A 16,341-nucleotide genomic window follows, 5' to 3' on the forward strand; every position below is an offset into this window, starting at 1 on the left:
ACCCAGCTCCTGCGCAGCCTGCTGAACGGGACGAGTGCCAGCGATTCGCCAACCTACGTGATCGTGGCCCTGATCCTGTTCACGGCCGGCGTGCTGGCCTGCTACCTGCCGGCGCGCCGCGCCGCGCGCGTCGATCCGGTCACGGCACTGCGCTACGAGTAAGGGAGGCCGACCATGGCGAGCCTGCTGCAGGACCTGCGCTACGGATTCCGGATGCTGCGTAAGAGCCCGGGGATCACCGGCATCGCCATCCTCACCCTGGGCCTCGGGATCGGCGCGAATACCGCGATATTCACCGTGGTGAACGCCGTGCTCCTGCGCGATCTGCCGTATCGCAATCCTGCCCGGCTGGTGCGGGTGCACGGCTACAACGTCCCGGCCGGGCTCCCCAGCTCCCCCGTGAATCCTCTGGATGCCGCCGATTTCCGGACCCGCAACCGCAGCTTCGAGGAGCTGGCCACTTTCAGCACCTCCAACGCGGTGCTGACCGGGCGGGGCGAGGCACGATCCCTGCGCGTCGGAAACGCTTCCGCCTCGCTTTTGGACCTCCTCGGGACCCGTCCCGCGCTGGGCCGCTTCATCCTGCCCCAGGAGCAGCTGGAAGGCGCCGAGCGGATCATCGTCCTCAGCCACGATTTCTGGCATAGGGAGTTCGGCTCGGATCCGGCGGTCATCAATCAGGTCCTGACCCTGGCGGGTATTCCGCGCCGCGTGGTGGGAGTCCTCCCCGCCGATTTCCGCAATCCGATTCCCGATCCCGCCGGTGAGGCCGAGATCTGGCGGCCGCTGCTGCTGCCTTCGGACCAGGGGACGCGCGGCGGCCACTTCGCATTCTGCGTCGCCCGGCTGAAGCCGGGCGTTACCGTCGGCCAGGCGCAAGCCGATCTCGACACCATCACGACCGACATCGAGAAGACCTACCCGAACACCAGCAGCGGATGGCGCACCCGCGTGGTGCCGCTGCGCGACGATCTGGTCGGCGATTTGCGCGCCGGATTGCTGGCGCTGTGCGGCGCCGTGGGGCTGGTCCTGGCAATCGCCTGCGCCAACGTGGCGGGGCTGTTCCTGGGGCGCGCCGCCGGACGCACGCGCGAGATGGCGATCCGTCGCACCATGGGAGCGGGAAGCTGGAGGCTCTTGCGGCAGCTTCTGACCGAATCGCTGATGCTCTCGGCAACGGGCGGCGTCTTCGGCCTCCTGCTCGCTTCGTGGTTGAAGGATCTGATCCTGGCGAGCGCCGGCAGCTCGCTGCCGGCCTGGGCCGAGCTGCGCCTGGACGGGCGCGTCCTTGGCTTCACGCTCGTCGCAACCATCCTCACGGGGCTGCTGTTCGGAACCGCCTCGGCCTGGCACGGCATCCGTTCCGATCTCAGCCGCTCCCTCAAGGAAGGCGGGGCACAGGCGGGAAGCGGCGAGGGAAGGGCCCGCTTCCGCCGCATCCTGGTGGCGGGGCAGGTGGCGCTGTCGGTGGTGCTCCTCTCGGGCGCCGGTTTGCTCCTGCAGAGCCTGTGGCGCCTGATGCACGTCGACACCGGCTTTCACGCGGAGCAGGTGACAACTCTCCAGGTCCTGCTGCCGCCGGCGCGCTACGACGAAAACGCGAAGATCGCCGGCTTCTACAACCGGCTGCTCGAGCGGATCGATTCTCTGCCGGGAATCCGCGAGGCGGGCCTGGTCAACATCCTGCCCCTCAGCGGCGGCTACTCGGGCGACAGCTTCACCATCGACGAGCGTCCGGCCGTGACTCCGGGCCAGGAGCCGACGGCCGAGCATCGCAGCGTGAGCGAAGGGTACCTGGAAACGCTGGGCGTGGCGCTGCACAAGGGGCGCCTGTTCACCGCGCATGACGATGATCGCGCCGCCAAGGTTGCCATCATCAACGAAGCGATGGCGCGCGCCTTCTTCCCGGGAGAGGACCCGCTCGGCAAGCACCTGCGCTACAACGATGTTTCCCGGGAGATCGTCGGGATCGTCGCCGACGTCCGCCATTTCGCCCTCGCCGAGGATCCGCGCCCCGAGTACTACTTCCCCTTCCGGCAGGATCCCTGGGCCCAGATGACCCTGACGGCGCGCGGCCCCAAGGAGGAAGCGGCGATCGTGCCGGTGCTGCAGACGGCGATCCGCGAGCTCGATCCGGATCTGGCGACCACCTATGCCCGGACCCTCGATTCCCTGGTGTCGCGCTCGGCGGCGCAGCCGCGCTTCCGGGCGATCCTGCTCGGCGGCTTCGCAGGCCTCGCGCTGCTTCTCTCGGCGGTGGGGATCTACGGAGTCCTCGCCATGGCGGTGAGCCAGAGGACCCGGGAGATCGGCCTGCGCATGGCGCTCGGGGCGCAGCGCGGCGATGTGCTGGCGATGATCGTCGGACAGGGGATGCGGCTGGTGGCAATCGGCATGGGAGCGGGGCTGCTGGCAGCGTTGGGGCTGACGCGCCTGCTTTCCGGCCTGCTGTTCCAGGTGAGCGCCGGCGATCCGCTCACCCTCGCCGGCGCGGCGGTGCTGCTGACCGGCGTGGCGCTTCTGGCGTGCGGCCTGCCGGCGCGGCGGGCTTCCCGTGTCGACCCGATGATCGCGCTGCGCTACGAGTAGGAAGGAAGGCCGGAGCCTTCCACGGAATTGTCCCGCGCGGGTCGGCCGCGCTCACAGGAGTCCTCGATGATTCGTCTGAAGAACGTGGAGAAGTATTTCGAGTCGGGCGCCGGCAAGACCTACGTGCTGCGGCGCGTCGACCTGGACATCCGCGAGGGGGATTTCGTCACCATCATGGGCCCCTCCGGGGCAGGAAAGTCGACTTTGCTGGCGATCCTCGGGATGCTCGACGCGAGCTGGACAGGGGAGTATCACTTCGCCGGCCATCCGGTCCACTCGCTGGGGCGGCGCGAGCGCGCCGAGCTCAATAAGAAGAACATCGGCTTCGTCTTCCAGAGCTATCACCTCCTCGACAACCTGACGGTCTACGAGAACCTGGAGCTGCCGCTGACCTACCGCAACATCTCCGGGACCGACCGCGCCAGCCTGGTGGCCGACGTGCTGGATCGCTTCGGCATCGTGGCGAAGAAAGGATTGTTCCCCTCGCAGCTCTCCGGCGGCCAGCAGCAGCTGGTGGCGGTGGCGCGCGCCGTCATCGGCAACCCGCTCGTAATCCTGGCCGACGAGCCGACCGGCAATCTCCACTCGGAGCAGGGCAAGGAAATCATGGAGCTGTTCAAGAAGCTCAACGACAAAGGGACCACGATCATCCAGGTCAGCCACTCCGAGACCAACGCTGCTTTCGGCAACCGGATCATCCAGCTGTTCGACGGCTGGATTCAGCCGGCTGCCGCGTGAGGCCGATGTGGGAGCCTTCCTGCGGGACTTGCGCTACGGGCTGCGGACGCTGGGGAAAAATCCCGGCTTCGCCGCCGTCGCCGTTCTGACCCTCTCACTCGGCATCGGCGCCAATACCACCATCTTCAGCCTGCTCGACGCGGTGCTCCTGCGGCCGCTGCCGGTGGAGAAGCCCGAGGAGCTGGTTCTTCTGCAGATCCGGACCGAGTCGGGCCTGTCGGCCGATTTCTCCTACGCCACCTACCGCGACTACCGCGAGCGCAGCCGAACGCTGGAGCAGCTCGCCGCTCACGCCACGCTGGCGCTCACGCTGGAGCGTAAGGAAGGCTCGGAGCGGATCTTCGGGGAGCAGGTGTCGGGGAGCTACTTCCCGCTGCTTGGAGTCCGGCCGGCGCTCGGCCGCTTTCTGAAGGAGAGCGACGATACGAGAGGGGCCGAGCCGGTGGTGGTCCTGTCGCATCGCCTGTGGCGCACTCGCTTCGGCAGCGACCCCGAGATCGTGGGACGCAGCGTGAAGCTGAACGGCGTCCGGTTCACGGTGGTCGGGGTCGGACCGAAAGGGTTCCAGTCGATCCGGCGCGGCTTCACTCCCGAGGTCTGGATGCCGGCGGCGATCGCGGCCCCGATGGCGATGGGCCCCGACGCGCTGACGGTGCGCGACTCACGCTGGATGGCGCTGGTGGGCCGCCTGCGTCCCGGCGTGATGAAGCCCGCGGCCGAGGCGGAGCTGACCGTCCTGGACCGGCAGATCTGGAAGGAGTCCGGCTTTCCGGCGATGGCGACCGGGAAGATGGTCCTTCTTCCCGGCGAGCGCGGCGACATCAACGCGCTGGGTGACGTGTCGCGCATCAGCCTGCTGCTGATGGCGGTGGTCGGCGTGGTCCTGCTCATCGCCAGCGCGAATGTGGGGGGCCTCCTCCTGGCGCGCGCTTCCACCCGAATCAAGGAGAACGCCATCCGCCTGGCGGTGGGGGCGGGACGCTGGCGCCTGATCCGGCAGCTGCTCACCGAGAGCGCGCTGCTGGCCGCGCTGGGCGGAGCGGCAGGCCTGATTCTGGCCCTCTGGTGCATGGACCTCCTGTCGAGAATCCGGCCCCCTTCGACGCTGCCGGTGGAGCTGGCCGTGCAGCTCGACTGGCGGGTGCTGACCGTCTGCGCGGCGGCGTCGATCGTCTCGGCGCTGCTGTTCGGCCTGGCGCCCGCGCTGCAGGCCACCGGCATCGAGGTGAACCGTGCGCTCGGCTCGGAAGCGACCGGCGGCGTCGTGCGCGGCGGGCGGGCGCGCCTGCGGACCTCCCTGGTCGTCGGGCAGATTGCGCTCGCGGTCGTGCTGCTGGCGGGGGCCGGGCTGTTCCTGCGCAGCCTGCAGCATCTGGAAGCGGCCGACCTGGGCATCGAGCCGGACCATGTCGCGGCACTCACCCTCCAGATCGCGGCCCCGGAATCGGAGCGCGTGCGCGTGGAGCAGACCTATCGCCAGCTCCTGGAGCGGGTGCAGGCGCTGCCCGGCGTGCGCAGCGCCGCCTTCACCGGAAACCTGACGCCCACGCCGGGTGGAAGCCGCCTCAACGCCACAGGGAAGGACATCAACCTGCCGCAGCTGGCCGAGGTGGAATTCGATCTGAACACCGTCTCGCCCGGCTACTTCCGGACCATCGGCATGCCGCTGGTGCGCGGGCGCGATTTCTCCGGCGACGCCGCCGTCACCGACGGTATCGACCCGGTGATCATCAACGAAACGATGGCGGCGCGCTTCTGGCCCGGCGAGGACCCGCTGGGAAAGCGCTTCAAGCTCGGCGGCCCCGAGAGCAAGATCGAGCAGGAGGTGATCGGCGTCGCCAGGAACGGCAAGTACCGCTCCCTCTCCGAGCCGTCGACTGCCTATCTCTACCGGCGGCTGCGCCGCTTCCATGAGTCGGAAGTCACCCTGGTCGTCAGGACGCAGGGCGATCCCGCGGCGATCCTGCCGATCCTGAAGCACACCGTCGCCGGGATCGCACCCTCGGCCCCGGTCTACGGCATGAAGACGCTCGAGGAGCACGTCGCGGTCCTGCTGTTGCCGGCGCGGCTGGCGGCCTGGCTGGTCGGACTGTTCGGCTTCCTGGCGCTGGCTCTCGCAGCTCTGGGACTTTACGGCCTGATTTCCTTCGCCGTGGCGCAGCGCACCCGCGAGATTGGGGTGCGTATGGCGCTGGGAGCGCAGCCGACGGACGTGCTGCGGCTGGTGGTGCGCCAGGGGACGGGGCTGATTCTCGCGGGAATGGCGGTCGGTCTGGCCGTGGCCTTGTCGCTGACCTGGATGGTCCAGGGGCTCCTGCATGGCGTCAAGGCCACCGACCCGGCGACCTTCACGGGCGTGGCGGCGATCCTGGCGGGAGTGGCCCTGCTGGCCTGCTATCTGCCGGCGCGCCGGGCCGCCCGCACCGATCCGATCGAGGCGCTGCGCTACGAATAGGAGCCGCCGCGCGTACGCGGCGATGAGACGAATGGCACGACGAAGAATTCCACTACCCCCCCAATCGTAAGGAGACCGGCATGACCCTCTCGGTAGCTAAACCTGTATTGTTCGCTCCCTTGCTGATGTTCGCCATCACCTTGGCCTCGGCCAGTCACTCGACCAGCATGACGATCAACACCCACGGCGGCAAGGAGGTGCTGCAGAGGTGCGACGACATCCAGGTGAGCATCGACAACCGGGATGCGGCGCGCGGCGAGGACAGCCTCAGCCTGCGGTCCCTGTCCGGGACGCTGCGCGTGGCCGCGCCGCGCAACGGCGGGGTGCAGATCCTGGGAACCGACTCGCGCGAGGTGACGGTGCTGGCCTGCAAGGCGGTCGCGGCGCGCGAACAGGACAAGCTCGACGACATTAAGGTCAGCCTGACCGACGGACGCCTGGCGGTGAGCGGCCCTTCCGGCGATGACTGGGTTGTCTACCTTCTGGTCAAGGCGCCGAAGAATGCTGCACTGGAAGTGCAGACCAACAACGGCGCGATCCACCTGGAGGACCTGCACGGGCAGGTCGACGCGACCTCGGAGAACGGCCCCATCTCGGTGAAGAACTGCGGCGGCACGCTGCGCGCGAAGACGGAGAACGGCCCCATCGACTTTTCCGGATCCAGCTCGGGCGACCTGCGCCTGACCACCACCAACGGCCCCATCTCCGTCGAGCCCTCCGGGAGCCGGTGGACCGGCGGGAAGGTGGTGGCGCGCACCGAGAACGGTCCCGTTTCTCTCAAGCTGTCGGACGATTTCCAGTCGTCGTTCGAAGTCGAGGCCTCGATGCACGCGCCGATGAGCTGCAGCGCGGCGCAGTGCGAGAAGGCGCGGAAGACCTGGGACGACGACCACCGTCGCGTCCAGTTCGGCGGGGCCGAGCCGGCCCTGAAGGCTACAACCGAGAACGGACCCATATCGATCGAGTCGTCGAAGGGTGACGACGTCTGATCGGCTCGGGCCGCCCGGTTGGTAGGGAGCCGGGCGGTCCGAGGTGGTCTCTCTGCACGGGAAAGTGACGGGAACGAATATGTCGGGGTTCCTGCAGGATCTGCGCTTCGCGTTCCGCTGGCTGCGCCAGCGCCCGGGCTTCGCGCTCGCCGCGATGCTGACCCTCGGATTGGGAATCGGCGCCAACACGGCCATCTTCACCGTCGTGAACGCCGTCCTGATCCGGCCGCTGCCTTATTCGCAGCCCGAGCGCCTGGTGATGGTCTGGAACAAGTATCCGAAGATGGGGCTGGAGCGCGCCGCGCTGTCGGGCCCCGATTTCGTCGACCGGCGCGACCGCAACACGGTCTTCGAGCGCCTCGGCGTCTACACCGACGCCGGATTGAATCTCACCGGCGGTGGCGAGCCGGAGCGCCTGCAGGCGATCCGGGTGTCGGAAGGCTTCTTCCCGGTGCTCGGTGTGGCTCCTGTGGCGGGCCGCTTCTTCCTCCCCGAGGAGGACCGTCCCGGCGGCGCCGGCGTGGCCATCCTCAGCGCCGGCTTGTGGAAGCGCCGCTTCGGCGCCGATGCGGCGCTGGTGGGGCGCTCCATCACGCTGAACGGCAAGCCGCACACCGTCGTCGGGATCATGCCGGAGCGCTTTGCCTTCCCCGAAGCGCGTACCGAGATCTGGGTTCCTCTCTCCCTCTCCGCGGAGGATACCGCCGTCTCGCAGCGGGGCAACGAGTACCTGGACGGCGCCATCGCGCGTCTGAAGCCGGGAGTCACGCTGGACCAGGCGCAATCGGACATGGATCGGATCACCGCGTCGATCCTCTCCGAGGCGCCCAAGGAGGCGCGCGATTACTTCTCCGGAGCCGGATGGGGCGCCGTGGTCGTGCCGTTGAAGGAGAACGTGGTGGGCGACGCCGGGCGGGCGCTGTGGGTCCTCCTCGGCGCCGTCGCCTGCGTCCTGCTGATTGCCTGCGCCAATGTCTCCAACCTGATGCTGGCGCGCTCCGCCACGCGGCAGAAGGAGATCGCCGTGCGCGTGGCGCTGGGGGCGGGGCGCTGGCGTATTCTCCGTCTCCTCCTGACCGAAAGCCTGACGCTGGCGCTCGTGGGCGGCGGGATCGGCACTCTGCTGGCCACGTGGGGCGTGGATCTGCTGATGGCGGCGCGCCCGGCCAACCTGCCACGCCTGGAGGAGGTGAGCCTGGACGGCCGCGTCCTGGCCTTCACCGCCGCGGTCTCGATCCTGGCAGGACTCCTTTCCGGACTCGCCCCGGCGCTGCAGATCTCGGCGGCCGGGACGCTGGAATCGCTCAAGGAAGGGGCCAGGGCGCTGGCGGGCGGAGGACTGTCGCGCCGGCTGCGCCAGGGCCTGGTCGTCTCGCAGGTGTCGCTCGCCCTGGTTCTGCTGATCGCCGCCGGGCTGATGCTGCGCAGCTTCGACGGGCTGCAGCGGGTCGATCCCGGATTCGATTCAAAAGACCTCCTCACGATGCACATCTCCTTGCCCAAATCGAAGTACCCCGAGCCGGTGCAGACCCTCGCCTTCTTCCACGACCTCGTGGACAGGGTCGAGCGCCTGCCCGGGGTGCGACGGGCCGCTCTCGCATCCCTCGTCCCCTTCGCCCAGGGAAACTGGACCGCTTCCTTTTTCACGGCTGACCACCCCCCCAGACCCGGAGAGACGCTGCCCCTCGCCTCGATCCGCAGCGTCTCTCCGGGATACTTCGCCACGCTCGGGATCCCGCTGCAGCGGGGCCGCGACTTCACGCGGCAGGACGGCGCCGACGCTCCGCGCGCCGTGATCGTCGATGCCTCGACGGCGCGCCGCCTCTGGCCGGGGGAGGATCCGCTGGAGAAGCGGATCACCTTCTCCGACTCTTACGAGAACGCCCGATGGCTCACCGTGGTGGGGGTCGTCGGCGGCGTCAAGGACGCCTCGCTGGATCAGGAGCCGCGCATGATGGTCTACCTGTCGCAGGAGCGCCAGGCCGATCGGGCCCTTTTCCTGGTCGTGCGCGGGCGCGGCGCGGAGACCTCGCTGCTGCCGCTGGTGCGCCGCGAGATCGCCGCGCTGGATCCCGATCAGCCGATCTTCGCCCCGCGCACCGAGCGCAGCTACCTGGAGGACGCGCTGGCACAGCCGAGGTTCCGCTCCGGACTGGTCAGCCTGTTCGCCGCGGTGGCCCTCCTTCTCGCGTCGCTCGGCATCTACGCCGTGATCGCCAGCTCCGTAGCCCAGCGCACCCGCGAGATCGGCATCCGGATGTCCCTGGGGGCGCGCGGCACCGACGTGGAGTGGCTCGTCCTGCGCCAGGGGATCGTCTCCGTAGCCGCCGGAATCTCCATCGGAATCGTGGCGGCCCTCGCGGTGACGCGGGTGCTGTCCGGTCTCCTGTTTGGCGTCGGCGCGCGCGATCCCGTCACTTTCGCGGGAGTGTCGCTGCTCCTGGCGGCCGTGGCACTGCTCGCCTCCTACGTGCCGGCGCGGCGCGCGGCGAGAGTCGATCCATGGACCGCCCTGCGGTACGAATAGGAGAAAGAAAATGGGCGCTCTGATCCGGGATATTCGCTTTGCTCTGCGCTATCTGCGCAAGGAGCCGGCCTTCACGGCCGTGGCGGTGCTCACCCTGGCCCTGGGAATTGGCGCGAATTCCGCCATCTTCAGCGCCGTGAACGCGCTGCTCCTGCGGCCGCTGCCGGTGAAAGAGCCGGCGCGGCTCGTCCTGGTGCGCGACGTGCAGCCCGTCGCCGGAGAAGCCCCGGCCTCGTACCCCGAGTTTCTCGACTGGAAAGAGCGAGCCAAGACTTTCCAGGATCTGGCGGCTTATTTCAACACCACCTTCCCCCTGACCGGCGCGGGGGAGCCGGAGCAGCTGAGCGCGGTGCGCATGAGCACGAGCATGCTCTCGATGCTCGGAGAGCATCCGCCCCTCGGAAGGGACTTCCGTCCGGAGGAGGAGAGCCCTGATGCCGAGCGGGTGGCGCTGATCAGCCGTGGCCTCTGGCACCGGCGCTTCGGCGGCTCTCCCGAGATGATCGGCAAGAAGATCCTCCTGGCAGGCGATCCCTTCAGCGTCATCGGCATCCTGCCGGATGCCTTCCCCTTCGGCGGACATCCCGACGTCGTGATCCCGCTGCGCGTGAAGAGCGAATGGGCCGTGCGCGGCCTGCACTTCATCACGGTCGTGGGACGCCTGCGCTCCGGGCCCGATATGGCGCAGGCGCGCACCGAGCTGGAGACGGTCACGAAGGCGCTGCGGAGCGAGGGGGTGACCAAGCACGGGATCGCCATCACCCCCCTTCAAGATTACTTCGTCTCCGACACGCGGCCGGCGCTGCTGATCCTCTTCGGCGCGGTCGGCATGGTCCTGCTGATCGCCTGCGCCAACATCGCGAATCTGCTGCTGGCGCGCGGCGCCGGGCGACGGAAGGAGATCGCCATTCGCATGGCGGTCGGCGCCAGCCGCGCCCGTCTGGTGCGCCAGTTCCTGACGGAGTCGGTCCTGCTCGCCTCGCTCGGGGGCTGCCTGGGCCTGGGGATGGCCGCGTGGGGCGTCGACCTCCTGGTGGCCTCTGCCCCGGCGGCGCTGCCGCGGCTGAACGAGATCCGCATCGACGGCTGGGTGCTCGGCTTCACCGCCATGGTCTCGCTGCTGACCGGCCTCCTGTTCGGACTCGCCCCGGCGCTGCAGGCCGGCTCCGCCGATCAAAACGACAGCCTCAAGGAAGGCGGGAGAGCCGGAGGCGGCGCGCCGCGCCAGCGCCTGCGCGCCCTGCTGGTGGTCGGGGAAGTGGCCATCTCCCTGGTTCTGCTGATCGGAGCGGGGCTGCTGGTGCGAAGCTTCCTGAGGGTGACGGGGGACGATCGGGGATTCGACGGCTCGCGCGTCCTGACCGCGACCCTGGCGCTGCCCAACGCTTCCTATTCCGACACCGCCCGACAGACGGCCTTCTACGCGCAGCTCGTGGAGAAGGTCGGCGCTCTGCCGGACGTGGAGGCGGCGGGAATCGTCAGCCATCTGCCCCTGGGCGGCGACAACACCAACAGCGGCCTTCTCATCGAAGGAAAGACCTTTCCCGATAACGAGCCGCCGCTTGCCGACGATCGGCTCGTCAGCCCCGATTACTTTCGGGCGATGGGAATCCCGATCCTGAAGGGGAGAGGCTTCACCGAGCACGACGACGCGTCAGCTCCCCAGGTTGCCCTGATCAACGAGACGCTGGCGCGCAAGTTCTTCCCCGGGGAAGACCCGATTGGCAAGCGCATCGGCATGAACTGGAAGATGGAGGGACTGCAGGAGGTGGTCGGAGTGGTCAAGGACGTGCGTCATGACGGACTGGACCTGCCGCTTTTCCCCACGGTCTACGTTCCCTACCGCCAGGCGATCGATCCCGGCATGACCCTCGTCGTGCGCGCCAGGAACAAGGATCCGCTGCAGCTCTCCGGCGCCGTGCGGGCGCAGGTCCATGCGATCGATCCGAACCAGCCGATCTCGAGCCTGCGCACCATGGATGAGGTGGCCTCCGAATCGGTCGGGCCGCGCCGCTTCTCCACCACGCTGTTCGGAGCCTTCGCGGCGCTGGCGCTGTTCCTCGCGGCCCTCGGCATCTACGGCGTGATCGCCTACTCGGTGACGCAGCGGACGCACGAGATCGGCATCCGCATGGCGCTGGGAGCGCGGCGGCGCGACGTGCTGCGCCTGGTGATCGGCCAGGGGCTGCAGCCGGTGGGAATCGGCGTGCTCGCGGGACTGCTGGCGGCGCTGCCCCTGACGCGGCTGTTGTCCGGCCTCCTCTTCGGCGTCGGCGCAACCGATCCCTGGACTTTCGCCGGCATCCCGCTGCTGCTCGCGGGAATCGGTCTGCTGGCCTGCTACTTTCCGGCCCGCCGGGCGGCGGCCGTCGACCCGCTCACGGCCTTGCGCCATGAATAAGGCGAAGCCATCGATGGGAGAGATCGCATGAGCAACTTCCTGCAGGATTTGCGTTATGGAGTAAGGCTGCTGCTGCGCAGCCCCGGCTTCGCGGCCGCCGCCGTCGTCACCCTGGCCCTGGGGATCGGCGCGAACACGGCGCTGTTCAGCGTGGTCAGCGGCATTCTCCTGCGCCCGCTTCCCTATCCGCAGCCCGACCGGCTGATGTCCCTCTGGATGAGCGACAAGGGGTACCCGGGACGGCGCCCGCTGGGCCTTGCCGACTTCAATGACTGGCGCTCCGGGACGAAGGCCTTCGAGGCCGCCGCAGCCTATACCGACAATACCTTCATCCTGACCGGATCGGGAGAGCCGGAAAAAGTGCGCGGAGCGGCAGTGACGCATGAGTTCTTCCAGGCGCTGGGAGTGAGTCCGATTTTGGGGAGCGGCTTCGCGCCTGGAGAGGACGCACCCGGCGCGCCGCGGCGCGTGGTGCTCAGCCGGCAGCTCTGGGAGCGCCGCTTCGCCTCCTCGAAGAGCCTGGTCGGCCAGACCATCATGGTGAACGGCTCGCCGAGGCTGGTCGCGGGAGTCATGCCCGCCGGCTTCGAGTTCCCGCTGCAGGACGCGCAATCGCTGCGCGGAACCGTCCAGATCTGGTCGCTGATGATCAACGAGCTGCCGCAGGGGGGGCGCGGCCCTTATTACCTCTGGGTGGTTGGACGTTTGAAAGCAGGGATCACGCCCAAGCAGGCGGCGGCCGAGTCGAACCAGATTGGCGCACAGGTCGCGCGCGAGCACCCGCTCGAGAACGGCAAGGTCACCTACACTGCCGCGCCGCTCAAGGAGAGCATGGTCTCCGAGGTCCGCCGCGCGCTCCTGCTGCTGCAGGGAGCGGTCGTCTTCGTTCTGTTGATCGCCGCGGCGAACGTCGCCAACCTGCTGCTGGCCCGCTCGGCCGCCCGCGAGCGCGAGATCGCGGTGCGCGCCGCGCTGGGAGCCGGCCGCGGCCGCATCCTTCGGCAGCTGCTGACGGAAGGGCTGCTCCTTGCGGCGCTCGGCGGAGCCGGGGGGCTGCTGCTGGCGCGATGGGGGACCGACTGGCTGGTGAGGATGAGCCCGGAGAGCCTTCCGCGCCTCCAGGAAGTCGGGATCGACGGACGCGTGTTGATCTTCACCGGCCTCACGGCGCTGGCCTGCGGGATCCTCGTCAGCCTGGCTCCTGGGCTGCGCACCCTGCGCTCCGATCTCAATACCGCCCTCAAGCAGGGGGCGCGCACGGGTGAGGATCGGGCTTCGCAGCGGACCTGGAGCGCGTTCGTGGTGGCGGAGGTGGCGCTGGCGGCCATGCTCCTGGTGGGCGCCGCCCTCATGCTGACCAGCTTCATCAAGCTGCAGTCGACCAGCCCCGGCTTCGAGCCGGCGAAAATCCGCACGGTGGCGCTCGAGCTGTCCGGGGCCCGCTACGACACCGATCCCAAGATCAACGCCTTCTGGGACCGCATGCTGGAAGAGGTGCGCGGCCTGCAGGGAGTCGAAGCCGCGGGAACCGGCACCAGTCTTCCGCCGCACCAGCTGACCGTCAGCGACAACTTCACGATCCCGGGAACGGAATTGGCGGCGCCGCCGCTGGCGGCCTGGCTCGCCGTCAGCCCCGATTACTTCCGCGCCCTGGGGGTCCCGATCCTCCACGGCCGGGACTTCACGCCGGCCGATCGCCAGGGGACGCCCTGGGTGACGATCATCAACGAGACGCTGGCGCGCCGCTATTTCAAGGATGTCGATCCAATCGGCCAGCATATAAAGATCGGCGGGCCGGAGCGTCCCAAGGCCCCGGTCCTGGAGATCGTCGGCGTCGCGGCCGACGTAAAGTTCGTGGGGCTCGATGCGGAGCCTTTCCCGGCCGATTACGAGCCGGCCGGACAAGTCGCCTGGGGCTCCACTTATCTGGTGGTGCGGGCCCGCGGCGACGAACAGGCGCTCGCGACCGCGTTGCGCGCTACGTTCAAGTCGCTCGATCCGGATATGCCCATTCCGGTAATCCGCACCATGCAGGAGAACATCTCCGACTCGGTCGCGTCGCCGCGCTTCCGGACGCTGCTCCTGTCGATTCTCGGCGGGACCGGTCTGCTCCTGGCGGTCATCGGCGTTTACGGCGTGATTTCCTATTCGGTGGTGCGGCGCACGCGTGAAATCGGCGTGCGCATGGCGCTGGGGGCGGGGCCGCGCAACATCCTGCGCTCCGTCGTCGGACGGGGCCTGCTGCTGACCGGCGCAGGACTTCTCCTCGGCATGGGGGGAGCGCTGGCGCTGAGCCGGCTGTTGTCGGGTCTGCTGTTCGGCGTTACCGCCACCGATCCCCGGATCTATGTCCTCGCCTGCGTCTTCTTCCTGGCGATAGCGCTGTTGGCCTGTTATTTCCCCGCCCGCCGGGCCGCGCGGGTGGATCCGCTCGTCTCGCTGCGATGCGATTGAGGGCTCGATGAACACACTGCTCCAGGACGTCCGGTACGGCTTGCGCATGCTGCGCAAGAGCCCCGGATTCACGGCAGTCGGGGTCCTCTCCCTGGCGCTCGGAATCGGGGCGAACACCACGATCTTCACGCTCCTGAACGCCGTCTTCCTCCAGCCGCTGCCGGTGAAGGACCTGGGGAGCCTGGTGTCGGTCTTCACCACCGATTCCAAGAACACCGGCCGGTTCCTCGACTTCATGCCGATGTCGAATCCCAACTACCGCGACTATCGCGAGCAGTGCGATGCCTTCTCGGATCTGATCGGCACCTCCGGGGTGGGCGCCAGCGTCACCGCCGGCAAGGGCGACCCGGAGGTTGCCTTCGCCATGCTGGCGACGGGTAATTATTTCGACGCCCTCGGAGTGCACTTCGCCACCGGGCGCGGCTTCCTCCCCGAGGAGGACGGCACCCCGGGCGGCCATCCCGTCGCCGTCTTGAGCCACGGCTTCTGGAAGCGCCGCTTCGGCTCCGATGCCACCCTGGTGGGCAAGACGCTCACCCTGAGCGGCAAGACCTACACGGTGGTGGGCATCGCACCGCCCGGCTTCAAGGGGACCGGAGTTTTCGGCGGACCGGATCTCTGGATCCCGATGTCGCAGTACGCCGACTTCCTGCCGCGCGTCGACTGGTACGAGAGCCGCCGTGCGCTTCTCTTCAACGTCCTCGGGCGCCTGAAGCCGGGAGTGACGGTGGAGCAGGCGACCGCCTCGATGAAGGCGATTGCCACGCGGCTGGAGAAGGAATACCCGGACGACAACACCAAGCGGAGCATCAACATCGTGCCGCTGGCGCAATCGATCATCGACCCGAACCAGCGCGGATTGTTCCTGGATGCCGGCGGATTGCTGATGACGGTGGTCGGACTGGTGCTGCTGATCGCCAGCGCGAACCTCGCCAACCTCCTGCTGGCCCGCGCCTCGGTGCGCCGCAAGGAAGTGGCGATCCGCCTGTCGCTGGGAGCGGGGCGCTGGCGGCTGGTCCGCCAGCTCCTGACCGAGAGCTTGATGCTGTCGCTGCTGGGCGGGGCCGCGGGACTGGCGCTGGCGGCCTGGGGACGCGATATCCTGTGGCGCTTCCGTCCGCCGTTCATCGGAGAGAACGATCTCAACCTGGCGCTCGACGGCCGCGTCCTCCTGTTCACCCTCGTGCTGTCGATCGCGACGGGGGTGCTGTTCGGGCTCGCGCCGGCGATCCGCTGCTCGCGTCCCGATCTGGCGCTCGACCTCAAGGAGCGCACCACGCTGGCGGGGCATCACATCCGCCGCTTCAGCGCCCGCAATCTTCTCGTCATGGGCCAGGTCGCCCTGTCGCTGGTGGCTTTGATTGGCTCGGGACTCTTCCTGCGCAGCCTTTATGCGGCGCAGCAGATCGATCCCGGGTTCGATGCCGAGAAGCTGGTCGTCATGTCGATGGACGTCGCCGGTCAAGGCTATGAGCAGCCGCGCGGCGAGGAGTACTACCGGCGGATCCTGGAGCGCGGCGCCGCCGTCCCCGGCGTCGAGGGGATCAGCCTCGCCACCAACCCGCCCTTCAACGGCGGGTTCATGCGCTCGGTCTTTCCGGAGGGGATGGATGGCTCCCCCGACCGCAGCGGCATCCTGGTGATGCTCGACACGATTTCGCCGGGGCACCTGAAGACCGCCGGCATCCCGATCCTGCGCGGCCGTGATTTCGGCTCCGTGGATCGGGAAGGCGCGCCGATGGTCGCCATCATCAACGAGACGATGGCGAAGAAGTTCTGGCCGGGGGAGGACGTGCTGGGGAAGCGCTTCCACTTCCACGGCGAGATGGTCTGGCACGAGGTGGTCGGTGTGGCGCGCGACGCCAAGTACATCACCCTGGGCGAGGACCCGATGCCGATGCTCTACCTGCCGCTGGATCAGCACTATGAATCGGCCCGTACCCTGTTCGCGCGCACCAGCGGCGATCCCGACAAGGTCCTCGGATTGCTGCGCCCGCAGGTTCAGGGGCTGGAGCGCAACCTGCCGCTGACCAACGTCGGCACGGTGCGCGAGCGCATGGGCCAGGCTCTGTGGGCGGCGCGCATGGCGGCGGGGCTGCTGGCCATCTTCGGCTTTCTGGCGGTCGTCCTGGCGGCGATGGGGATTTACGGCGTCCTGATGTACAGCGTCAGCCAGCGCACCCAGGAG

General features: G+C 68.6%; 8 protein-coding genes. All 8 read left to right on the forward strand.

The genetic code is table 11. From position 1 onward, the window contains the following. Window positions 1-174: 174 nt before the first annotated feature. Entirely contained in the window at window positions 175-2,589 is a 2,415-nt protein-coding gene (locus VFW45_04765; protein ID HEU5180078.1) for an ABC transporter permease, read from the forward strand. Between the two features lie 66 nt (window positions 2,590-2,655). After that, complete coding sequence (locus tag VFW45_04770) at window positions 2,656-3,327, forward strand: ABC transporter ATP-binding protein (protein ID HEU5180079.1); 672 nt, start codon at window positions 2,656-2,658, stop codon at window positions 3,325-3,327. Between the two features lie 7 nt (window positions 3,328-3,334). Beyond that, complete coding sequence (locus VFW45_04775) at window positions 3,335-5,782, forward strand: ABC transporter permease (protein ID HEU5180080.1); 2,448 nt, start codon at window positions 3,335-3,337, stop codon at window positions 5,780-5,782. Window positions 5,783-5,862: 80 nt separating this feature from the next. Continuing rightward, window positions 5,863-6,771, forward strand: a complete 909-nt coding sequence (locus tag VFW45_04780; protein ID HEU5180081.1) for a DUF4097 family beta strand repeat-containing protein — start codon at window positions 5,863-5,865, stop codon at window positions 6,769-6,771. Window positions 6,772-6,850: 79 nt separating this feature from the next. Next, complete coding sequence (locus VFW45_04785) at window positions 6,851-9,298, forward strand: ABC transporter permease (protein HEU5180082.1); 2,448 nt, start codon at window positions 6,851-6,853, stop codon at window positions 9,296-9,298. A gap of 10 nt (window positions 9,299-9,308) precedes the next feature. Beyond that, window positions 9,309-11,699 (forward strand): ABC transporter permease, encoded by a 2,391-nt coding sequence (locus VFW45_04790; GenBank protein HEU5180083.1) that lies wholly within the window; start codon window positions 9,309-9,311, stop codon window positions 11,697-11,699. 27 nt (window positions 11,700-11,726) lie between these two features. Continuing rightward, a complete protein-coding gene (locus VFW45_04795) occupies window positions 11,727-14,153 on the forward strand; it encodes an ABC transporter permease (protein ID HEU5180084.1) in 2,427 nt (808 codons plus the stop codon). A 7-nt stretch (window positions 14,154-14,160) separates the two neighbouring features. Then, on the forward strand, window positions 14,161-16,341 hold a 2,181-nt coding region (locus VFW45_04800; protein HEU5180085.1), incomplete at its 3' end, for an ABC transporter permease.

The sequence above is a fragment of the Candidatus Polarisedimenticolia bacterium genome, assembly GCA_035764505.1.
GTDB lineage: Bacteria > Acidobacteriota > Polarisedimenticolia > Gp22-AA2 > AA152 > AA152.